A 19,379-nucleotide genomic window follows, 5' to 3' on the forward strand; every position below is an offset into this window, starting at 1 on the left:
GATCACAGGAGAAAGACGATGGACAAGGACGTAGCGGTCATCATCGGCGCGGGCGGCATCGGTCTGGCGATCGCCCGTCGTGTGGGCATCGGCCGTATCGTGCTGCTCGCCGATTACAGCGAGAAGGCGCTGGGCGTCGCCGCTGAGCAGCTTCGCGGCGCGGGCTACGACGTGTCCACCCAGGTCGTCGACGTGTCCCAGCCCGACGCGGTGGCTGCCCTCGCCGACACGGCCGCGGAGCTGGGCCCCGTCACTCAGGTCGTGCACAGCGCCGGAGTCTCGCCCGTACAGGGCACCACGGAGCAGGTCCTGCACGTCGACCTGCTCGGCACCGCGCTGGTCCTCGACGAGTTCGCCCGCGTCATCGCGCCCAGCGGCGCCGGTGTCGTCATCTCCAGCATGGCCGGCCACATGGCGGGCGCCTATCCGTACGACACCGAGCACGCGCTGGCAAGCACCCCGGTCTCCGAACTGCTTGACCTGCCCTTCCTGTCCCCCGAGGAGGTGGGCAACTCCGGCGCGGCCTACGCCCTGTCCAAGCGGGCCAACGCGCTGCGCGTGCAGGCCGCCGCCGTCGAGTGGGGCAAGCACGGCGCCCGCATCAACTGCATCAGCCCCGGCATCATCTCCACCCCCCTGGCCCAGGACGAGATGTCCGGCCCCGGCGCCGAGGGATACCGCCAGATGATCGAGACGTCGGCCGCCGGGCGCATCGGCACCCCCGACGACGTCGCCGAGGCGGCGGCCTTCCTGCTCGGGCAGCAGGCCGGCTTCATCACCGGGTCCGACCTCCTGGCCGACGGCGGTGTGATCGCGGCGCTGCGGGCCGCGCAGGCGTGGCCCGTGGGCCGGGCGCAGAGCTGACGCACCGTCGCCGGGGGCGCGCGGGAACGCGGGCCCGCCCGGATCAGCAACCAACGGTGGCACCTGCTGGGCCGGCGCCCGTCGCGCCCGCCTCGCCCCTTCCATCGCCCCCTGAACCGCACCACCATCAGCGTCATCGAGAGGAACCCGCCGTGCCCCGTCCCACTCCCAAAACGCCCTGGGCCGCGGCCTGCGCCGCCGCCGTACTGATGCTCGCGGGCTGCACATCGGGGAGTTCGGGCAGCGAGGAGGAGCCCGCGTCGTCCGCCGGAACGGACAACGCGGGCTCAGGCTCCTCGCGCGTACGAGTCCTGCGGACCGTGACGCAGGAACTGAACACCCCTTGGGGCATGGCCCCTTTGCCGGACGGCGACCTGCTGGTCTCCTCCCGCGACGACGGCACGATCACCCGCGTCGACGCGGACAACGGCCGGAAGACCGAGGCCGGGACTGTGCGGGGAGCGCAGGACCTGCCCGGAGAGGGCGGCCTGCTCGGGCTCGCCGTCTCCCCGGACTTCGCCTCCGACCGCCTGGTGTACGCCTACCTCACGACCACCTCGGACAACCGCATCGTCCGCATGCGGTACGACACCTCGCGCCCACAGAGCGAGCAACTGGGCCGGCCGGAGACCGTGTTGGAAGGAATTCCCACCGGGACGTACCACAACGGCGGCCGGATCGCCTTCGGCCCGGACGGCATGCTCTACGCCGGCACCGGCGAGACGTGGGACAAGCCGATCGCCCAGGACCGGGACTCGCTCGGCGGCAAGATCCTGCGCATGACCCCCGAGGGCCGGCCCGCCCCCGGCAACCCCGAGCCCGACTCCCTGGTGTACTCCTCAGGCCACCGCAACCCGCAGGGCCTGGCCTTCGACGACGACGGGCGGCTGTGGGCGTCGGAGTTCGGCCAGGACACCTGGGACGAGCTGAACCTGATCCGACCCGGCCGTAACTACGGCTGGCCGGAGGTCGAGGGCAGAGGCGACCGGGCGGGCTTCACCGATCCGGTAGCGCAGTGGCGTCCCGTCGACGCCTCACCCAGCGGCATCGCCTACGCCGAGGGCGCCATCTGGATGGCGAGCCTGCGGGGCGAGCGCCTGTGGCGCATCCCGCTGGACGGCTCCCGGGTCGCGGGCGAGCCGTCGGCCGCGCTGGAGGGCTCGTACGGCAGGCTGCGCACGGTCGTGGCGGCGGGCGGCGACAGGCTGTGGCTGGTCACCAGCAACACGGACGGCAAGGGTTCACCGGAGGACAGCGACGATCGGATCCTGCTGCTCCGGGTTTCCTGAAGGCACACGGCGGGGGCCACCCCCGGCCGGAACATCCCGCAGCTGTATGGGAGTTCGGCCGGGGGTGGCCCCCGCCGCGCCGCTCGGTTCGTGCGGGGCCGGTCAGCGGGGCGGTGCTTCGACGCCCGTCAGCGCGAGGCCCGCCGGCGAGAGCCGGGCACCGTGGATGGTGATGCTCGCGACGGCGGCGTTCAGTTCCTGGAGTTCGTCGGGGCTGAACCGGACTTCTTCCGCGCCGATGTTTTCCAGCAGGTGGGACAGCCGGGTGGTGCTGGGGATCGGTACGATCCACGGCTTCTGGGCCAGCAGCCAGGCGAGGTCGATCTGGGCGGGCGTGGCGCCCTTGCGCACGGCCCATTCCTGGAGCAGTTGTACCAGCGGCATGTTGGCGGCCATGTTGTCCCGGCTGTTGCGGGGTGCCGCGGGCCGGCGGTCTCCCTCCGTGAACCGGGTGTACGGATTGATCGTGCCGGTCGTGAAGCCCGTGCCCAGGGGCGAAAAGCACACGAAACCGATGCCGAGTTCCTCGCAAAGCGGCAGAACCTGCTCCTCCGGGCCGCGCCACAGCGTGGAGTACTCGTTCTGGATCGCGGTGAGCGGCAGGACAGCGTGAGCCCGGCGGACGGTCCCCAAGCCCGGCTCGGACAGGCCCCAATGCCGCACCTTGCCCTGGGCGACGAGGTCCTTCACCGTGTCCGCGACGTCCTCGATCGGGACGGTGGGATCCACCCGGTGCTGGTAGAGCAGATCGATGTAGTCCGTCCCCAAGCGCGTCAGTATGCCGTCGACGACTTGCCGGATGCGGTCGGGACGGCTGTTCGTGCCGGTGTTCACTCCGGTGACCGGGTCGATGTTCCAGCCGAACTTGGACGCGATCACCACGTCGTCGCGGACGGTCCGCAGGGCCTCGCCGATGATCCGTTCCGACTCGAACGGCCCGTACGCCTCGGCCGTGTCGAAGAACTTCACCCCCTGGTCGAAGGCTGTCCGGACGAGGGCGACCATGTCCTTTCGGCTGGTGACCGGACCATAAAGGTTGCCCGGCATGGTCTGGGTGCCGAGGCCGATGCTGGAGACCTTCAGGGACGCCGGGCCGGACCCGAGCCGGCGGTGACCGGTCTGCGTGATGGCTGCGGTCACCGGGTTGCGACGGCCGACGGGGCTCTTGGTGCCGGTCGCGGACGATGCGGTTTGCGCCTGTGCCAGGGTGGCCGGCGCGGCCACCACCGAGGTGGCTGCCAGTCCGGCGGCACCCATCAGGAAGCCGCGACGGCCGCGACGGCCACGGTCGGTCGAGTTGCCGTTCGGCGTGCTGTCCTGTTCGTGCATGCGTTACATCCCTCATGTTCGTCGGTTGGGAGCACCCTCGGTGCGTCACCGCGTCACAGTCGGCGGCGAAGAAGCAGACCGCGTCGGAATTGAGCACCTGGGCATTTCGTCCGGCGGCATAGGCCCACCACGTTCGTGAATTCGGACGACGCCCCGGCTCGTTCGGTGAGGGACGCGTCCTGTGGTGCCGATGGTGCCGGACGGTCAGTAAAACTCAAGCAGAGCGCCCGCCGGGGTGGGAGGCCGTGCTGTTCCATGCCGTACCAGTGCCCCCCAAAAACCGGCTAAAGATCCCTTTTGGCCGGGCTCGGCCCGGACCGCGGGTCCGCAACTGGCGGGCGTCATGTAATCCCGAGACTGTCGAGCCAATCGCTCACCTCCGCCTCGGCATTGTCCATATCGTCTCGTGAGATCGTGAACGCATTACTGATCACAGTAGAATCAGCGAGCTTTTCAGTGACGACTTCAACAGTTCCCGACAGGCGGCTTCCGCCATGGGTGGTGAATAGAATGATGTTCTTTTTGCTGAAATCGTGCTGTTCAAGGAACGTGTGCATCGGCATCGGCAGGCTGTACCACCAGATCGGATAGCCGATGAATATCGTGTCATATTCTTGAAGGTTCGGTGTAAGGGCTTTGAGTTTCGGCCTTTCGTCGTCTTCCTGCTGTTTCAGCGCGAGATCTGACAGTGTTTTGTGGTCGAGGGGCAACTCTTCCGCTGTCTCTATGCGGAATACCTCGGCTCCCGTGCTCTCCCCGATGATTTGAGCGACGTGTTGGGTGTTCCCGAGAACCTTGCCATCAACGACATGAGTGCTGTTCTGCTCGTTCTCCGTCATGTTGTTCGGGTCATCGGTTTCCGGCATCGAAAAGTAGGCGACCAAAGTGCGCGATTTAGTCAATGGTGGGACGGTTTCAGAAGATTCGGAACCGCCGAGTGCCTCGCCTGCTCCTCTCGTTATCGAACAGCCCGCGGTACCGGCTCCCGCCAGTGCGACGGTGGCCAGTGCAAGAAATTTTCGGCGCGTGGTGCTTGTCATCTCAGTGAACTCCGTTTCGTCGACGATGGTCGATTTCCTGGGCCCGTGGAACTGTGGTCGCATCGGCTACATGGTGAGGCGTTCTTGGTGTATTCGCCGTGCAGAGACTCCGATGCGCCGCAGTAGGCGCTGGTTCGCCAACACGGCGGGGTTCGGACCCACGATGAAGAACGCGCCCTTCGCGACTGCCTCTGCAGACAGCGTGCTGGCGAGATCTTCACGGTGGAACCGGCCGACACTGATGGTGACCTGCATGCGGTTTCCGGACGCCGCCCGGTACTCCTCGATCACGTCACGGTAATAGGCGTCTTCCGGGCTACGGACGGCCCACAGCAGGTGAATCTTCCGCGTGGTGTGGTGAGCTGCCGCCAGGCTGAGCAGCGGCGCAACGCCCGCGCCCATCCCGACGAGCACGAGAGGAGCTTCGCGGTCCCGCCCCTGGACGATCGATTCGAAGCGGCCGAACGGGCCCTCCAGGCGGACTTGGGTTCCCACTTCGACATTTCCGAGGCGGCGGGTGAAGTCTCCGTGCTGTCGAATTGTGAAGGCCAGGGTCTTCTGGTTGTCGTCCGTCACTGAGAAGGGATGCCATTCCCTGCTCACAGAAGAAGATCCCTCGAAGCTGAGGAAGAAGAAGTCACCCGGCTGCAGGGCCGCCGCTTTGCTGTCGAGGCCCACCGACACCCTGCGGGTCGCCCCACCGCGCGTGTCATTGCTGGTGACTGTTCCCATCAGATACGTGTCGGGCGCGATCCATTTCTTCCAGACATAGATGCCGAATGCCGCCACTGTGTACAGATCGAAAAGCACCATGAACGCGAAGTACTGGTTCACTCTCACGAGCAGGTGGGCGTGCAGCCAGATCATCGCCACGATCACCAGGTTGAGTCGGTGAATCCACACGGAGAGCCGGCGGCGGAGGACGGTCTCCAGGAGTCCCTTGACCCTCAGTAGAAGTATCGACCTGTCGACGAACCACCCGCTCATGAAGAACATCGAGTAGCACAGCACTGCGAGCGTCCCGTAGAATCCCCAATCGCCCAGAATGCGGGCCAGGTGGCTTGGTGAGTAGGAGTTGTCGCGGTGTATATAGGCCGCGGCGATGGCCAGTATGCCGAGTGCGCCATGCAGGCCGTAGATGGCCGGAAGTCCCACGAAACGGTGCAGCCAGACCGGTCTCACGCTGAGCACGATGGACAACAGCCACCACGTATAGGCGATCAGGCCGAGGAAGACATAGAACTTCAGGAGGTCGGGTTCAGTGGCCACGAAATCGTAGGTGAGAATCAGTGGGAGCGGAAACACCACCGCAAAGCTCCAGAACAGCAGCTTACGTAGCATCGTCACGACTCCACCTGGACTGTCGGGTCCGACCCGCTCGACCGTTGTCCGGCCTCGGACGTTTCGGCGTCGCCCACTAGGGAAATTCCACGACTGCCCGGCTCTCGCACATTTTCCAGGTTGAAGTAAATGAGTGTCGCCATAGTCAGGACAGCAACAGTGATCAGGACGATCGCTTTATGTTTCGGGTTCACGCGCGAGCCCTTCTCGGCGAGGGCGGCTTGGAGGTATTACTCATCGAGTACTCTTCCTGTTTGCATTGCGTGGATCTCCTGGCGGTACTCCCGCTGCGGCGGAACGGGCGCCGTACGGCAGGCCGTCACCGCCGTACGGCGACGCGTCAACGCTCGGGCCTACACCGCGATGTCCGTGACACCGAATACATCCAGCGCGCGGGCAACGCGCAGGGCGCGACGGCCCAACGTCGAGGCACCCGGTGAGCATGGCGCGAGCGGGGGGAGTCGGCTCGGTCCGCAGACCGACTCAGCAGCGGAGCAACTGGAGTGATGCGAGCGAGCCGGTGGCTGGGGTTCTCGACGCGAGGGGGGATGCCGTGAGGCCGCCCGGAGGCAGCGCGGTGCGCTCGTTCCGCCAGGTACCGGCAGGGGAGCGCTCCGCGTCGGGTTCCACGGCGTGGCGACGGTCACGGCCCGCGGGCCAGGACTTCAGGCCCGCGATCTGCCCGGCGTCTCCGCAGGGGGCGAACTCGTCGGTGTGTTCGGCGTCGGCGACGACTACGTCCGTCGACCGCTCCAGGGGCACCGGGGCAGAGCCGTAGGCGGCATGCCCAGACCCGCCGGGCACCATCACACCGAGGAACTGCAGACCTACGAGGAGAGCGGCCAGGGCGAGCACGAACCGGGGTGTCCTGTCGCGCGGCATGCTCCTCCTTCCGGCCGTTCTCGTTGCATTCGACTGTTGTCGAGGAAGCGGGGCAAGACCTCCCCCTTTGCAGCGCTCCGGGAATCCCCGGTGGCAAAGGGTGCACGCTGTCGAGTGGCTGTACCGGCACAGGTCCGCCATGAACAGCGCATCAACCATGAGCGCACGGGAGTTCCACGTTCGTCACCCACCTTGCCCGAAGGGCTCACCACACGACAGGCCGTGGCATGCCAGGGAGCGCTGATCAGGGCACTGACAGGGCACCCAACATGCCGCCCGAGCAGTTCACTTGTCTGCTATAAGCGGGCTCGCCACGTGGGAGGCTCGGGCCACGAGAGAGCACGGGGTCTCGCCGGTAATGCTCCAGGATTGAACGCTAAGTGGTTGGGCCACCGGCAAGGCGATGGAGGCACGCGTCGCGCACGCCTTCACCGTCCGCGGCGGCCGTATCGTGCGCATGGAGCAGATCGTCGACTCGGCCATTGTCCACGCGGCGATGGCCTGAGCGGCCGACCCGGGCACGGTCCCGCGGCGCGCGCTGCGGGACCCTCGGCAGTCGTCCTGGCTCAGACTGGGGACTCCACGGGGGTGGCTTCGGCGTTGGCGGTGACCCAGCCGACCAGGGGCAGGAGCAGGGCGACCAGTTCCTGTCCGCGGTCCGTGAGGCTGTAGTCGACGCGGGGCGGCACCTCCGGGTGGGCCACCCGGAGTACCAGGCCGTCGGCCTCCAGGGTGCGCAGGGTGTGGGCCAGCATCTTCTCGGTGATGCCCTTGACCCAGCGGCGCACCTCACCCCAGCGCATCGTCCCGTTGGAGAGGGCGACCAGCACCAGGACGCCCCAGCGGCTGGTGACGTGGTCCAGCAGCACCCGGCTGGGACAGTTCGGCTCGAACACGTTGCCCGCGGGATTCTCCAGTGGAATGCCACTGACCTCGATACTTTCCTTCATACCAGTACCTTACAAGATAGTGCGTACCGGCGATAGGGAACGGTGGGAGGCTCGGGCTGGTTGAGCCTGGTGGATTCACCGTGACCGCACCTGAAGGAGCCCCCGATGTCCCTGATCGTCACCGGAGCGACCGGCCAGCTGGGCCGTCTGACCGTCGAAAGCCTGCTGGAGCAGGGGGTACCGGCAGGCGACATCGTCGCCACCGGACGCCGCCTGGACCAGCTGAAGAGCCTGGGCGACCGCGGCGTTCAGGTGCGCCACGCGGACTACGCGGACCCCGCGTCGCTGCGCACTGCCTTCCAGGGCGCGCAGCGGGTGCTGCTGGTCTCCGGCAGCGAGCCGGGTGCCCGGGTGCAGCAGCACCGCAACGTGATCGAGGCGGCCCGCGACGCGGGGGCCTCCCTGGTGGCTTACACCAGCATCGTCAACGCCGCCACCACGAGCATGCGTCTCGCGGAGGACCACCAGGCCACCGAGGCGCTGCTGCGCGGGAGCGGCGTACCGTTCACCTTCCTGCGCAACAGCTGGTACTTCGAGAACTACACGGCCTACCTGTCCGTGTTCCTGGAGCACGGCGCGGTGTTCGGCAGCGCGGGCGAGGGCCGGGTCAGTGCGGCCACCCGTGCCGACTACGCCGCCGCCGCGGCGGCTGTGCTCACCGGGGACGGCCACGAGGGACGGGCGTACGAGCTCGGCGGCGACGAGCCGTTCACCCTGGCCGAGCTCGCCGCCGAGATCACCGCCCAGGCGGGCACCCAGGTGGCCTACACCGATCTGCCCCAGGCCGAGCACGCCCGGGCCCTGGCCGGCACCGGCATGCCGCAACTGGTCGCCGACATCCTCGCCGACGCCGACCAGGGCCTGCGCCGCGGCGAACTGCACACCGCCAGCGGTGACTTGGCCGGGCTTATCGGACGACCCGCCACCCGGCTGAGCCAGGCGATCGCCACCACTTTGCGCGGCCTCCGCACGCCCTGACCCACCCTCGGCGGCGCGGCGCGGCCGCGCCCTCAAGCACGACCCGAACCGAAAGCAAGAAAGAAGGAAGGACATCCTTATGCGCATCGAGATCTGGGGCGATGTGGTCTGCCCCTGGTGCTACATCGCGAACGCCCGCTTCGAGCGGGCCCTGACCGAGTTCCCCAACCGCGACCGGGTCGAGGTTGTGCACCGGTCCTTCGAACTCGACCCGGGCCACGACGCCGCGCACGTCGAATCCGTCCCCGCGTTCCTAGCCCGGCGCTTCGGTCCACAGGGCCCCGCCATGGACGAGCAGGTCGCCGAGCGCGCCCGGCGCGAGGGACTGACCTACCGCACCGACCGGCAGGTCGGCAGCACCCTGGACGCCCACCGGCTCCTGCACTGGGCCAAGGAGCAGGGACGCCAGGGACAGCTGCTCGCCGTCCTGTTCGAGACCAACTTCGCCCAGGCCGAAAGCATCTTCACCCACGACGCCCTGGTGGGCATCGCCGCCCGGGCCGGCCTTGACCCCGAGCAGGCCCGCCACATCCTGGCCGACGCCGACGCCTACCTTGAGGCGGTCCGCGAAGACGAGCGCGGCGCAGCACTCGCCGGTGCCCAGGGTGTGCCGTTCTTCGTGTTCGACGGCCGCCGCACGCTGGGCGGAGCGCAGCCGGTCAGCGCGTTCCGTAAGGCGTTGGAGACGGCATGGGCCGAGCGTCCCCTGGACGCCCTGGGCGAGGATGCGGTCATGTGCGGCCCGGACGGAACATGCGCGGTTCCCCCGGTGTCATCCGCGAAGCCGTAGGACGTCCTCGCCATGGACAGACCCTTTGAACAAACCAACGCCACGAAAGACGCCATGACCACCAGCACCGCCACCGTACGCACCCGGGTCCACATTCCGCTGCGCTTCTCTGACGGCTACCACGTGACCGCCGAGGTGATCACGTTCAACGGCCTGGCCGACGGCGCCGAGCACGTAGCCCTGATCCTGGGAGACCCCGCCACCGCTGCCACCCCGCTGGTGCGTCTGCACTCCGAATGCCTCACCGGTGACGTCTTCGGCTCCGCCCGCTGCGACTGCGGCCCCCAGCTGCGCGAGGCCGCCGAGCGCATCGCCGCCACCGGCGGCATCCTGCTCTACCTCCGTCAGGAAGGCCGCGGCATCGGCCTGTACAACAAGCTCGACGCCTACGCTCTGCAGGACGAGGGCCTGGACACCTACGAGGCCAACCTGTCCCTCGGTCTACCCGAGGACGCCCGCGACTACACCGCCGCCGCCCAGATGCTCGCCGCCCTCGACATCACCGAGCTGAACCTGCTCACCAACAACCCCGACAAGGCGCAGCAGCTCAGCGACCTCGGCATCTCGATCGCCCGGACCGTCCCTACGGGCGTGCACACCACGCCCAGCAACCTGCGCTACCTGCGTGCCAAGGTCCAGCACACCCACCACACCATCGCCCTCGCGCCGGTGCCGGTGCCGAGCCTGGTCGGCTGACCACCAGGGTCGCGCCGACGAACTCCACCTCGTCACCGCCCCGTTCTTCATCGATACCGGGCCCTTCACCCACGGCCCCGGCCGGCCCCTGTGCCTGGCCGAAACCCGGGACATCGCAGACCTGGTCCATAGTCGCTGCCTCGTCAACTCCCCCTCCCCAAGCGCCGGCAGTGCGACAACACCCACCGGCCGAGAAAGGCATCAGCATGAAAGCCGTCGTCGTCTCCCATTTCGGAGCCCTGCCCGAGCTCGTCGATCTGCCCACGCCCGAGCCCGGCGCCGGCGAGATCCTGGTCCGCGTCCACGCCGCCGGAGTGAACCCCTTCGACTGGAAAGTCACCGACGGCGCCCTCAAGGACTCCATGGAGCACGTCTTCCCCCTGGTCATGGGCTCGGACGCGGCGGGCGTGGTCCAGAAGACGGGTCCGGGCGTCACCCGCTTCCGCCCCGGGGACCGCGTCTTCGGACAGTTCATGCGCCTGTCCGATGGCCAGGGCTCGTATGCCGAGTACACCCTCGGCGAGCAGGACGGCAAGATCGCCCTCATCCCCGACACCCTCCCCTTCACGCTCGCCGCCGCCCTTCCCACCGCGAGCGTGACCGCCTACCAGGCCGTCCAGGCCGCGCGCCTCGCCGACGGGCACACCCTGCTGATCAACGGCGCCAGCGGCGGAGTAGGCCAGTCGGCCATCCAGTTCGCCGCCCGGACCGGAGCCCGCGTCCTGGCCACCGGAACCCCCGACCTCGCCGACCACCTACGCGATCTCGGGGCCTACACCGTCATCGACCACACCCTGGCCCCCACCCATGAACAAGTGGCCGCCGCGCACCCCGAGGGCATCGACGCCGTCGTCGACCTCGTCACCCCGACCGGCGGCGACATCAGCCCGATGGCCGGTCTGCTCCGCGCCGGCTCCACCCTGGTCAGCACCAACTACGCCACGGACCTCGACGCCCTGGCCGCCCGCGACATCCTCGGTGTCAACCTCGGCAACCGTCCCACCGTCGAGACGCTGACGACACTCGCCGAACTCGCCGCTGCCGGTGAGCTGCGCGTCCGTATCGACGCGGAAGTCCCGCTCGCCGACGCCCCGGCCATCATCGCCAAGGCACGTGCCGGCCACGCCACCGGAAAGACCGTCATCGTCCCCTGACTTGCAAGAAGACACCAGCCACACCCGGCCCTTCCGGGCCGACCCGACACCCTCCGGAGCAGACATGAACCAAACAGCTCAGGTCGTGCGCTTCGACCAGTACGGCGATCGTGACGTGCTGTATGTCACCGAGCGTTCGTCGACCTCTACGGGCCGGAGTATCTCGACCTCGCTGTCGCGCTCGGCATGCCGCCGGGCCGCATCCAGACCACCGTCGCCATGGAACGTGCGGCGCAGATCGGCGCCAAGACCGACGGCCGCCACGTACCCGCTCCACCGCGTGACCGAGGCCTTCGCGGAACTGGAGCAGCGACACACCCGGGGCAAGATCGTCCTGATCCCCTGACCGAGGCCGCGGGCGAAGCCGAGGGCGCAGTCGCCCCTGTCACCTCCCCGCTTCCTTTCCCCTTGTATCTCCCTTCCTCATACCTCTACGGAGAAACGCATATGACCGACCGTGCCGACCAGACCATTGACGCCTTGCGCAGCGGACACGACTATCTGACGGCCGTGGTGCACGGCCTCGCCACCGCCGACCTCACCCGGCCCTCCGGGGCGTCGGAGTGGGACGTGTCACAGGTGCTCAGCCATCTGGGCAGTGGCGCCGAGATAGGCCTGGCAGTCCTGGAGGGCGCATTGAATGCCACCGGCACGCCCGACGGGGACTTCAACAAGTCCGTATGGGTGCGCTGGGACGACATGTCACCCGCCCAGCGGGCCGAAGGCTTCGTGGCGGCCAACAACGCGCTGGTCAGCTGCTATGAGGGCCTCGACGCGCAGACGCGCAAGGAACTGACGGTCGACCTCGGTTTCCTGCCCGCGGCGGTCGACGTCGCCACGGTGGCCGGCATGCGGCTCACGGAGTTCGCCCACCACACCTGGGACGTGGAAGTCGCCTTCGACCACGAGGCGCCCCTGCTCTCCGCTGTGACCGGACTGCTCCTCGACCAGACCGGCCCATTCCTGAACTTCCTCGGCAAGGCCGACGCCCTCGACACCCGCCCGGTCCGCATAGCCGTCCACACCACGGCACCCGAGCGCACCTTCGGACTGGAGGTGGGGAACGCAGTCACGCTCACCGATGAGCCGGACCGGCCCGACGCCGTCCTGAACGCACCGGCCGAGTGGTGGCTGCGCCTCACCACCGGGCGCCACGCGCCCCCGCACACCCCGAGCGAGGTGTCTCTGGCAAGCAACTCCCTCACCCTCGACGACCTGCGTCGGGTCTTCCCCGGCTTCTAGCCGGCGCCGACCGGCACCTCCGAATGCCGGGCGGCCACCCGGCCGCCCGGTTCTCCGGAGGTCCCTGATCGCTGAGGGAAACGCGTGCCCCCGTCGTATCCCGCGGCGGCGTGCGCCACCGCTCCAACGCCGACTTCGACAACCCCTCCGGCACGTCAAGCAGTTCCAGCAGCTCGCGCCGAAACTCCGGCCGGACCGGGGCGTCGACCACCGAGTGGATCAGCGCCTGCTCACCCGCGCGGACCTCGGAGACCAAGTAAGCCAGGGCGTGATCCCCGGCTGCAGCACCCGGCCCGCAGTAGGGCAGCACCTCGGTCATCCAGTCCCGTGTCCACAGGGACAGTTCGGACTGCACTGCCGTGACCGGATGCACGGACTGGGCCCGCTTGATCTGCTCGACGCTCACCTCAGACAGGCCAATCGCGCGGGCCTTGCCCGCCTCCACCGCCTCCGCCAGCGCGCCCACGCTCTCCTCGATCGGCACATCCGGGTCCACGCGGTGCAGGTAGTAGAGGTCCACGTGGTCCGTGCCCAGGCGCCCGAGGCTCTCGTCGATCGAGCGGCGGATGTGCTCCGGGCGGCCGTCGAGGCCGGTGACCGCACCGTCCTTGGCCAGCACGCCGACCTTGGTGGCCAGTACGGCGCGATCGCGGTGGCCGTCCGCCAGGGCTCGCCCGACCAGCTGCTCGTTCGTGTAGGGGCCGTACACGTCGGAGGTGTCCAGCAGGGTCATTCCCAGGTCGAGGGCCTGGTGGATCACCGAGACCATCTCGGCCTGGTCGCGCGGGGTCGCCTGGTCGTAGCTGAAGCTTATGCCCATGCAACCCAGGCCGACGACGCCGACCTGGGGTCCGTTGGTACCGAGGGTGGTGGTACGCATGCTGTTCGTCCTTTCGGTCTTCGGTGGGTCGGACTGGTGCTCGGTGCGCGGGCGAGGCACCGGCCGGGGTGAGTGCTGTGTCAGTCCGCGAACCCGGTGCGGGAGGCTCCGGTCCTCGACGCGTGGGCCGAGTCGGACGCCATCAGATCGAGCAGGACCATCGCGTCGTACTCGGTGCTGCCGGGCTCGGCGTGGTACACGACGAGCCGGTGGCCGGGGGTGCCCTCCAACTGCATGGACTGGTAGCCGAGGGTGAGGTCGCCGACGTCCGGGTGGTGGAACGTCTTGCGGCCATAGGCGTGGCCGCGGACGTCGTAGCGTTCCCACAGCCGGGCGAACTCCGGGCTCTTGAGTAGGAGTTCACCCGCCAGCTGGGTGAGGTCAGGGGCGTCCGGGTCGGTGCCGGCCAGGGCCCGCAGGCGGGCTACGCAGCCGCGGACCTGGTTGCCCCAGTCGTCGAAGAGGTCGCGGGCGGTGGGGTGGAGAAAGACGTAGCGCGCGATGTTGCGCTGTCTCGCGGGCCAGTCCTCCATCCCGGCGAGCAGTCGCAGTCCGCCCGGGTTCCAGGCCAGTACGTCGCCCGTGCGGCTGACCACGTGCGCGGGATGGGGCCGCATGGCCTCCAGCAGGATCTTCACTCCGGGCCGCACGGAGCGGCTGGGCGTGGTAGGCGGTTCCGGAGGGGTACGGGCAGCATGCGCGGCCAGGCTGCGCAGGTGGTCGTGTTCCGGCTCCTCCAGCCGGAGGGCGCGGGCGAGGGAGTCGACGACGGACGGGCTGGGGTGGGTCTCCTTGCCGCGCTCCAGCCGGGTGAAGTAGTCGATGCTGATCCCGGCCAGGGTGGCCAGTTCCTCGCGGCGCAGTCCAGGTGTGCGACGCGGGCCGGTCCCGGGTGGCAGGCCGACCTCCTCGGGGGTCACCTGGGCCCGTCGGGCGCGTAGGTAGCGCCCCAGCTCGGTGCCGCTGCTGTGCTGCTCACGATCCATGTCTTCCGAGTGTGGGGACGCCACGACCTGGGTGGAAGGAGGGTGGGGTGCCCTGTCACGGCACTGAACAGGACTCCGGGCTACAACGCGGTCTGCCACATGGCGAGCCGGAGGCGCAGGCTTGATGCTCGTAGAAACCTCTCCGTTCCCGGCAGCCGCGCACCGCGACGATCCAGCTCGTGGCCGCGCTCGGAAGGCCATGGGGACGGACTCGGCGGCCACCCGGCTGCCCGGCACCACCCCGTCCTTTTGGAGAAACCCTGCTCACCGTCAACGCCTATGCCGCGAGCTCCGCGACCGAACCGCTCGCCCCGACCACGATCGAGCGTCGTGACGTCGGTCCGCACGACGTCCTCATCGAGATCAAGTACTGCGGCATCTGTCACTCCGACATCCACTTCGTCCGCGGCGAGTGGGGCCCGCAGACCTACCCGGTCGTCCCCGGCCACGAGTTCGCCGGCATCGTCACCGAGGTCGGCTCCGAGGTCACCAAGCACGCTGTCGGCGACCGGGTCGGCGTCGGTTGCATGGTCAACTCCTGCCGCGAGTGCGCGAACTGCCTCAAGGGCGAGGAGCAGTACTGCGTCAAGGGCAACACCCTCACCTACGGCGCCACCGACAAGGACGGCACGCTCACTCAGGGCGGCTACTCCACCCACGTCGTGGTGACCGAGGACTTCGTCGTACGGATCCCCGATGGGCTCGGGCTGGACGAGGCGGCCCCGCTGCTGTGTGCGGGCGCCACGACGTACTCGCCGCTGCGGCACTGGGGCGCGGGCCCCGGCAAGAAGGTCGCCGTCATCGGCCTGGGCGGTCTCGGCCACCTGGGCGTCAAGCTCGCGCACGCGATGGGCGCCGAGGTCACCGTCCTGTCGCAGTCGCTGAAGAAGATGGACGACGGCCTGCGTCTGGGCGCGGACGCCTACTACGCCACCAGCGCCCCGGAGACCTTCGAGAAGCTGGCCGGCACCTTCGACGTCATCCTGAACACCGTGAGCGGGAACCTCGACCGGGGCGCCTACATGAATCTGCTGGCCCTGGACGGTGCGTTCGTCACCCTGGGCGCCTCTTCGGAGCCGGAGATCTCGTTCCCGACGTTCGCCGTTGCGGCCAACCGCCGTGTGTTCACGTACTCGCTGATCGCCGGCATCCGCGAGACCCAGGAGATGCTCGACTTCTGCGCTGAGCAGGGCATCGGCGCGGAGATCGAGGTCATCCCGGCCGAGAAGATCAACGAGGCGTACGAGCGCGTCCTCGCCTCCGACGTGCGCTACCGCTTCGTGATCGACATCGCGTCGCTGGCCTGATCAGCGGGCCCTCACTGTGTGTCAGGGGACGGTGAGAACGACTTTTCCGTGGGCTTGGTGGGAGCGGAGTCGTTCGGCGGCCTGGGCGGAGGTGTCGAACGACGGTGTCGTGTCGATCAGGGGCCGTACCCGTCCGTCGGCGACCGCGGGCAGGAGTTGCCGGCCGGCCGTAGCGAAGCCGGAGCCGAGTTCGGCGGGCCGGGTGAAGCCGAAGGAGACTCCCTGGACGCGCAGGTGACGGTAGGAGAGGGCGTCCAGGTCGATGGTGGAGGCAGTCTGGTCCAGGCGGCCGATGTTGACCACGGCGCCGTCGGTGCGGGTGGCGGGCAGGCAGGCGGCGAAGGTCTGGCCGCCGACGTGGTCCAAGGCCACGTCCACGCCCTCGCCGCGGGTGGCGTCCAGCACTGCCTGGGCCAGATCCTGCTCGCCGGTGACGATGACGGTGTCGGCTCCGGCCTTCTCCAGGAGTTCCCTCTTGGCGGACGACCGGGTGGTGGCGATGATGCGGCTCGCGTTCAGGGCGCGGGAGATCTGCACGCCGATCCGGCCGATGCTGGAGGTGGCGCCGGTGATGAGCACCGACTGTCCGGCCTGGAAGCCGGCCACGGTGTGGGCGCCGTGTTCGGTCAGCAGCCCGGTGGGCAGCGCGCACGCTTCCTCGTAGCCGAGTTCATCGGGGACGGGCAGTACGTGGCGGTGATCGGCCAGGACGTACTGGGCGAAGCTGCCTGGTGTCGTGCCCATCACGCGGCTGCCGACGGCAGGCGTCTGGACGCCGTCCCCGACGGCGGAGACCTCACCGGCGAACTCGAAGCCGGCCTGGTACTCCTTGCCGGTGCCGCCGGAGGTGGGGTCGGCGGCGGCGAGCATGGAGGCGTCCGCGTTGTTGAGCGCCACCGCGTGGGCGCGCACCACGACCTGCCCGGGACCCGGCTTGGGTACGGGGACCTGACGTGGTGTCCAGTCGGGTCCCGCACCGCCGAACAGGGCGGTCATCGTCTCGGGCATGGGCACTTCTCCTTGACGTACGGGGTCAGTGGCTGCGGGTGCGCGGTCCGGCGTACTGCTCCTCGGTGATGTGCTCCAGCCAGGTGGTTTCGGGCCTGTCGTCGTCCGGGGCCGTGCCGTCCCACAGGGCGAGGTGCTGCATGAAGTGTTCTTCGGTGGCGCCGTGCCAGTGCTCTTCGCCGGGCGGGCAGGTCACCGTCTCGCCGGGGTGGGCCTCGAAGACGGTGCCGTCACGGGTGCCGATCAGGGCGATGCCGGCCACGACGTGGAGGGTCTGGCCGACGGCGTGGTGGTGCCAGGCGGTACGGGAGCCGGGGGCGAAGCGCACCATGTTGGCGCGGATACGCGACGGCTCCTGGCCTGCGTGGATGACGTCGAACCAGACGTCACCGTTGAACCAGTCCTCAGGCCCCCTGCCGGTGGGCTGCGGCTTGACGAATTCCATGAGTGCTCCTCGAATTGTTCGCGTGGGTGGGACCGGATGGTCAGGCGGCGTCGTCGTGGGAGAGGCCGGTGCCCAGGGCGCGGGAGGCGCTCGCCTGGTCGGCGATTTCCTTGCCCTTACCCTCGGCCGTGGGAATCGCGTCGTCGCCGGCGACGAACCGCAGTGGCGGCTGATCCAGGTCGATCACCTTCAGCAGGGCGTCGGCAAGCTTGGCGGGATCGCCGGCCTGCTGACCGTTCATGGACTGCCACATCTTCTTGGTCTCGGCGGTGCGCTCGGCATAGTCGTCGAGCGACAGTTCCGCCCAGCTGGTGGAGGCGTCCACCAGCAGTTCGGTGCGGAAGAAGCCGGGTTCGACGATCGTGGTGCGGATGCCGAACGGTTCCAGGTCGAAGTGCAGGGACTCCATCCAGCCCTCGACGCCGAACTTCGATGCGGCGTAGGCCACGCAGAACTCCTGGCCGACCAGGCCGGCGATCGACGAGATGGTGACGACATGACCGGCGCGCTGGGAGCGCATGACGGGCAGTACGGCGCGGGTGACGTTCATCGGGCCGAACAGGTTCGTCTCGATCTGCGCCCGCATCTGGGCGTCGGAGATCTCCTCGAAGTAGCCGGCCTGGAAGGTGGCGGCGTTGTTGATCAGCACGTCGATACGGCCGAACTTCTCCGTGGCAGCCTCGGCCGCGGCGCGGGCGGCGTCCGGGCTGGTGATGTCCAGGGAGGTGGCAAGCAGGTTCTTCGGCTCCCCGCCGAGGGCGTCGATGACCTTCTGCGGGTTGGGGGCGGTGGCCACGACCTGGTGGCCGGCGTCCAGGGCCTGCCGGGCGATGTCGATGCCCAGGCCGCGCCCGGCACCGGTGATGAAAATGACCTTGCTCATAGGGAAGTGCTTCCTTCTGGGATCAGTGCGTGGCGGTGACCGGGCTGCGGACGAGTGGGGAGGGGCCGCCCGGAGGAGCTCAGCTCAGCGTCGCGATGTCGATGACGAACCGATAGCGCACGTCGGAGGCCAGAACACGCTCGTACGCCTCGTTGATCTTCTGGGCCGGGATGACCTCGATCTCGGAACCGATGCGGTGCTCGGCGCAGAAGTCGAGCATCTCCTGCGTTTCGCGGATGCCTCCGATCAGGGAGCCGGCGAGGGCCCGCTGTCCGCCGAGGAGGGCGAAGACGTTGAGTGAGACGGGTTCGGCGGGAGCGCCGACGTTGGCCATGATGCCGTCCGTGGCAAGCAGCGACAGGTAGGCATCGAGGTCGATCCGGGCGCTGACCGTGTTCAGGATGACGTCGAAGGTACCGGCGAGTTGCTCGAAGGTGGCCGGGTCGCTGGTGGCGTGGTAGTGGTCGGCGCCCAGACGCAGACCGTCGTCCTGCTTCTTGAGCGACTGGGAGAGCACGGTGACCTCGGCGCCCATCGCGTGTGCGAGCTTGACGGCCATGTGGCCCAGTCCGCCCAGGCCGACGACGGCCACCTTCTTGCCGGGGCCCGCACCCCAGCGGCGCAGCGGTGCGTAGGTGGTGATGCCAGCGCACAGCAGGGGTGCAGCGGCGTCGAGTCCGATGCCGTCGGGGATGCGGAGGACGAAGTCCTCGGTGACGACGATGTGAGTGGCGTAGCCGCCCTGGGTGAGGCGACCGTCCTCGCCGGGGGAGCCGTAGGTGAGCGTGTTGCCCTTGAGACAGTATTGCTCCCGGCCCTTGCGGCAGTTGACGCATTCGCGGCAGGAGTCGACCATGCAGCCGACGCCGACCCGGTCGCCCACGGCGTACCGGGTGACGTCGGAACCGACCTCACTGACGACGCCGGCGATTTCGTGGCCGGGCACGAGGGGGTAGGTCTCCTCCCGCCAGTCGCTGCGGGCGTGGTGGATGTCGGAGTGGCAGATGCCGGTGTACTTGATCTCGATGAGGACATCGTGCGGGCCGACCTTGCGACGGTCGACCGTCATGGGGACGAGAGGCTCGGTCGCGGAGGTCGCGCCGTACGCGTTGACGATGAGCATGGTTCTCCAATCAGTACCGGTGCGGGTACATGACGGGTGGGTGGTTCTTGCCCGGTTGTCCGGTCCGTGGGACAGGCAGGGGCGGTGGCTTCGTCGTTCAGGCAGCAACAGCGCTGACGCTCCGTTCGTCGGATCAGCCGCTGGTGGGCAGTGAAGTTGGCCCTGCCAGCGCCTGCCGGTGCCCGGCATCGC

20 protein-coding genes are annotated in these 19,379 nt (G+C 68.6%); 8 read left to right on the forward strand and 12 right to left on the reverse strand.

Features of this window, described 5'->3' with window-relative positions; genetic code table 11:
* Positions 1–18: 18 nt before the first annotated feature.
* Complete coding sequence (locus ACTWQO_RS10610; RefSeq protein WP_443236971.1) at positions 19–864, forward strand: SDR family oxidoreductase; 846 nt, start codon at positions 19–21, stop codon at positions 862–864.
* Between the two features lie 209 nt (positions 865–1,073).
* Positions 1,074–2,153, forward strand: coding sequence for a PQQ-dependent sugar dehydrogenase (locus ACTWQO_RS10615; RefSeq protein ID WP_443237109.1), 1,080 nt, complete (start codon positions 1,074–1,076; stop codon positions 2,151–2,153).
* A gap of 102 nt (positions 2,154–2,255) precedes the next feature.
* Here ACTWQO_RS10615 and ACTWQO_RS10620 read toward each other — a convergent pair whose 3' ends face one another.
* The 5 genes from ACTWQO_RS10620 to ACTWQO_RS10640 all read right to left on the reverse strand — a co-directional run bounded on the left by ACTWQO_RS10620 (position 2,256) and on the right by ACTWQO_RS10640 (position 7,695).
* Positions 2,256–3,482: an aldo/keto reductase gene (locus ACTWQO_RS10620; RefSeq protein WP_443236972.1), complete on the reverse strand. Its 1,227-nt coding sequence runs from the start codon at positions 3,480–3,482 to the stop codon at positions 2,256–2,258.
* A gap of 341 nt (positions 3,483–3,823) precedes the next feature.
* A complete protein-coding gene (locus ACTWQO_RS10625) occupies positions 3,824–4,585 on the reverse strand; it encodes a flavodoxin (protein ID WP_443236973.1) in 762 nt (253 codons plus the stop codon).
* A 3-nt stretch (positions 4,586–4,588) separates the two neighbouring features.
* Positions 4,589–5,863: an FAD-binding oxidoreductase gene (locus ACTWQO_RS10630; protein ID WP_443237110.1), complete on the reverse strand. Its 1,275-nt coding sequence runs from the start codon at positions 5,861–5,863 to the stop codon at positions 4,589–4,591.
* A 483-nt stretch (positions 5,864–6,346) separates the two neighbouring features.
* A complete protein-coding gene (locus ACTWQO_RS10635; RefSeq protein WP_443236974.1) occupies positions 6,347–6,745 on the reverse strand; it encodes a hypothetical protein in 399 nt (132 codons plus the stop codon).
* A gap of 566 nt (positions 6,746–7,311) precedes the next feature.
* The gene (locus tag ACTWQO_RS10640; RefSeq protein ID WP_443236975.1) at positions 7,312–7,695 is read right to left on the reverse strand and encodes a winged helix-turn-helix transcriptional regulator; all 384 of its coding nucleotides are present in this window, start codon (positions 7,693–7,695) and stop codon (positions 7,312–7,314) included.
* A gap of 105 nt (positions 7,696–7,800) precedes the next feature.
* Between ACTWQO_RS10640 and ACTWQO_RS10645 the strand changes: the two genes are divergently transcribed.
* The 4 genes from ACTWQO_RS10645 (at position 7,801) to ACTWQO_RS10660 (ending at position 11,313) form a co-directional block, all read left to right on the forward strand.
* Positions 7,801–8,673 carry an SDR family oxidoreductase gene (locus ACTWQO_RS10645; RefSeq protein WP_443236976.1) on the forward strand — a complete coding sequence of 291 codons (873 nt, stop codon included), beginning with the start codon at positions 7,801–7,803 and terminating at the stop codon, positions 8,671–8,673.
* Between the two features lie 79 nt (positions 8,674–8,752).
* Complete coding sequence (locus ACTWQO_RS10650; protein WP_443236977.1) at positions 8,753–9,463, forward strand: DsbA family oxidoreductase; 711 nt, start codon at positions 8,753–8,755, stop codon at positions 9,461–9,463.
* Positions 9,464–9,517: 54 nt separating this feature from the next.
* Positions 9,518–10,159, forward strand: coding sequence for a GTP cyclohydrolase II (locus ACTWQO_RS10655; RefSeq protein WP_443236978.1), 642 nt, complete (start codon positions 9,518–9,520; stop codon positions 10,157–10,159).
* 206 nt (positions 10,160–10,365) lie between these two features.
* Positions 10,366–11,313: an NADP-dependent oxidoreductase gene (locus tag ACTWQO_RS10660; protein ID WP_443236979.1), complete on the forward strand. Its 948-nt coding sequence runs from the start codon at positions 10,366–10,368 to the stop codon at positions 11,311–11,313.
* Positions 11,314–11,391: 78 nt separating this feature from the next.
* On the opposite strand, the gene ACTWQO_RS10665 is transcribed toward ACTWQO_RS10660, so the two are convergent.
* The gene (locus ACTWQO_RS10665; RefSeq protein WP_443236980.1) at positions 11,392–11,577 is read right to left on the reverse strand and encodes a hypothetical protein; all 186 of its coding nucleotides are present in this window, start codon (positions 11,575–11,577) and stop codon (positions 11,392–11,394) included.
* Positions 11,578–11,760: 183 nt separating this feature from the next.
* Between ACTWQO_RS10665 and ACTWQO_RS10670 the strand changes: the two genes are divergently transcribed.
* The gene (locus tag ACTWQO_RS10670; protein WP_443236981.1) at positions 11,761–12,555 is read left to right on the forward strand and encodes a maleylpyruvate isomerase family mycothiol-dependent enzyme; all 795 of its coding nucleotides are present in this window, start codon (positions 11,761–11,763) and stop codon (positions 12,553–12,555) included.
* On the opposite strand, the gene ACTWQO_RS10675 is transcribed toward ACTWQO_RS10670, so the two are convergent.
* Both ACTWQO_RS10675 and ACTWQO_RS10680 read right to left on the reverse strand, forming a co-directional pair.
* Positions 12,515–13,435 (reverse strand): aldo/keto reductase, encoded by a 921-nt coding sequence (locus ACTWQO_RS10675; protein WP_443236982.1) that lies wholly within the window; start codon positions 13,433–13,435, stop codon positions 12,515–12,517. The genes ACTWQO_RS10670 and ACTWQO_RS10675 overlap by 41 nt on opposite strands.
* 80 nt (positions 13,436–13,515) lie before the next feature.
* The gene (locus ACTWQO_RS10680; protein WP_443236983.1) at positions 13,516–14,421 is read right to left on the reverse strand and encodes a helix-turn-helix transcriptional regulator; all 906 of its coding nucleotides are present in this window, start codon (positions 14,419–14,421) and stop codon (positions 13,516–13,518) included.
* A gap of 260 nt (positions 14,422–14,681) precedes the next feature.
* Here ACTWQO_RS10680 and ACTWQO_RS10685 point away from each other — a divergent pair, with 260 nt between their 5' ends.
* A complete protein-coding gene (locus tag ACTWQO_RS10685) occupies positions 14,682–15,728 on the forward strand; it encodes an NAD(P)-dependent alcohol dehydrogenase (RefSeq protein ID WP_443237111.1) in 1,047 nt (348 codons plus the stop codon).
* Positions 15,729–15,749: 21 nt separating this feature from the next.
* Here the strand turns inward: ACTWQO_RS10685 and ACTWQO_RS10690 are convergent, their stop codons facing one another.
* The 4 genes from ACTWQO_RS10690 to ACTWQO_RS10705 form a co-directional block, all read right to left on the reverse strand.
* Positions 15,750–16,736 (reverse strand): quinone oxidoreductase family protein, encoded by a 987-nt coding sequence (locus ACTWQO_RS10690; RefSeq protein WP_443236984.1) that lies wholly within the window; start codon positions 16,734–16,736, stop codon positions 15,750–15,752.
* A gap of 25 nt (positions 16,737–16,761) precedes the next feature.
* Entirely contained in the window at positions 16,762–17,181 is a 420-nt protein-coding gene (locus ACTWQO_RS10695) for a (R)-mandelonitrile lyase (protein WP_443236985.1), read from the reverse strand.
* Between the two features lie 40 nt (positions 17,182–17,221).
* The gene (locus ACTWQO_RS10700; protein WP_443236986.1) at positions 17,222–18,064 is read right to left on the reverse strand and encodes an SDR family oxidoreductase; all 843 of its coding nucleotides are present in this window, start codon (positions 18,062–18,064) and stop codon (positions 17,222–17,224) included.
* 79 nt (positions 18,065–18,143) lie between these two features.
* Complete coding sequence (locus tag ACTWQO_RS10705; protein ID WP_443236987.1) at positions 18,144–19,187, reverse strand: NAD(P)-dependent alcohol dehydrogenase; 1,044 nt, start codon at positions 19,185–19,187, stop codon at positions 18,144–18,146.
* Positions 19,188–19,379: the final 192 nt, after the last annotated feature.

The sequence above is a fragment of the Streptomyces sp. 4N124 genome, assembly GCF_052245395.1.
Classification (GTDB): domain Bacteria; phylum Actinomycetota; class Actinomycetes; order Streptomycetales; family Streptomycetaceae; genus Streptomyces.

Excerpts from the sequence above, each read along its gene's own strand:
- ACTWQO_RS10610 (WP_443236971.1), top strand. The coding sequence starts at position 19 with ATGGACAAGGACGTAGCGGTCATCATCGGCGCGGGCGGCATCGGTCTG.
- ACTWQO_RS10615 (WP_443237109.1), top strand. The coding sequence starts at position 1,074 with ATGCTCGCGGGCTGCACATCGGGGAGTTCGGGCAGCGAGGAGGAGCCC.
- ACTWQO_RS10620 (WP_443236972.1), bottom strand. The coding sequence starts at position 3,482 with ATGCACGAACAGGACAGCACGCCGAACGGCAACTCGACCGACCGTGGC.
- ACTWQO_RS10625 (WP_443236973.1), bottom strand. The coding sequence starts at position 4,585 with ATGCGACCACAGTTCCACGGGCCCAGGAAATCGACCATCGTCGACGAA.
- ACTWQO_RS10630 (WP_443237110.1), bottom strand. The coding sequence starts at position 5,863 with ATGCTACGTAAGCTGCTGTTCTGGAGCTTTGCGGTGGTGTTTCCGCTC.
- ACTWQO_RS10635 (WP_443236974.1), bottom strand. The coding sequence starts at position 6,745 with ATGCCGCGCGACAGGACACCCCGGTTCGTGCTCGCCCTGGCCGCTCTC.
- ACTWQO_RS10640 (WP_443236975.1), bottom strand. The coding sequence starts at position 7,695 with ATGAAGGAAAGTATCGAGGTCAGTGGCATTCCACTGGAGAATCCCGCG.
- ACTWQO_RS10645 (WP_443236976.1), top strand. The coding sequence starts at position 7,801 with ATGTCCCTGATCGTCACCGGAGCGACCGGCCAGCTGGGCCGTCTGACC.
- ACTWQO_RS10650 (WP_443236977.1), top strand. The coding sequence starts at position 8,753 with ATGCGCATCGAGATCTGGGGCGATGTGGTCTGCCCCTGGTGCTACATC.
- ACTWQO_RS10655 (WP_443236978.1), top strand. The coding sequence starts at position 9,518 with ATGACCACCAGCACCGCCACCGTACGCACCCGGGTCCACATTCCGCTG.
- ACTWQO_RS10660 (WP_443236979.1), top strand. The coding sequence starts at position 10,366 with ATGAAAGCCGTCGTCGTCTCCCATTTCGGAGCCCTGCCCGAGCTCGTC.
- ACTWQO_RS10670 (WP_443236981.1), top strand. The coding sequence starts at position 11,761 with ATGACCGACCGTGCCGACCAGACCATTGACGCCTTGCGCAGCGGACAC.
- ACTWQO_RS10675 (WP_443236982.1), bottom strand. The coding sequence starts at position 13,435 with ATGCGTACCACCACCCTCGGTACCAACGGACCCCAGGTCGGCGTCGTC.
- ACTWQO_RS10680 (WP_443236983.1), bottom strand. The coding sequence starts at position 14,421 with ATGGATCGTGAGCAGCACAGCAGCGGCACCGAGCTGGGGCGCTACCTA.
- ACTWQO_RS10690 (WP_443236984.1), bottom strand. The coding sequence starts at position 16,736 with ATGCCCGAGACGATGACCGCCCTGTTCGGCGGTGCGGGACCCGACTGG.
- ACTWQO_RS10695 (WP_443236985.1), bottom strand. The coding sequence starts at position 17,181 with ATGGAATTCGTCAAGCCGCAGCCCACCGGCAGGGGGCCTGAGGACTGG.
- ACTWQO_RS10700 (WP_443236986.1), bottom strand. The coding sequence starts at position 18,064 with ATGAGCAAGGTCATTTTCATCACCGGTGCCGGGCGCGGCCTGGGCATC.
- ACTWQO_RS10705 (WP_443236987.1), bottom strand. The coding sequence starts at position 19,187 with ATGCTCATCGTCAACGCGTACGGCGCGACCTCCGCGACCGAGCCTCTC.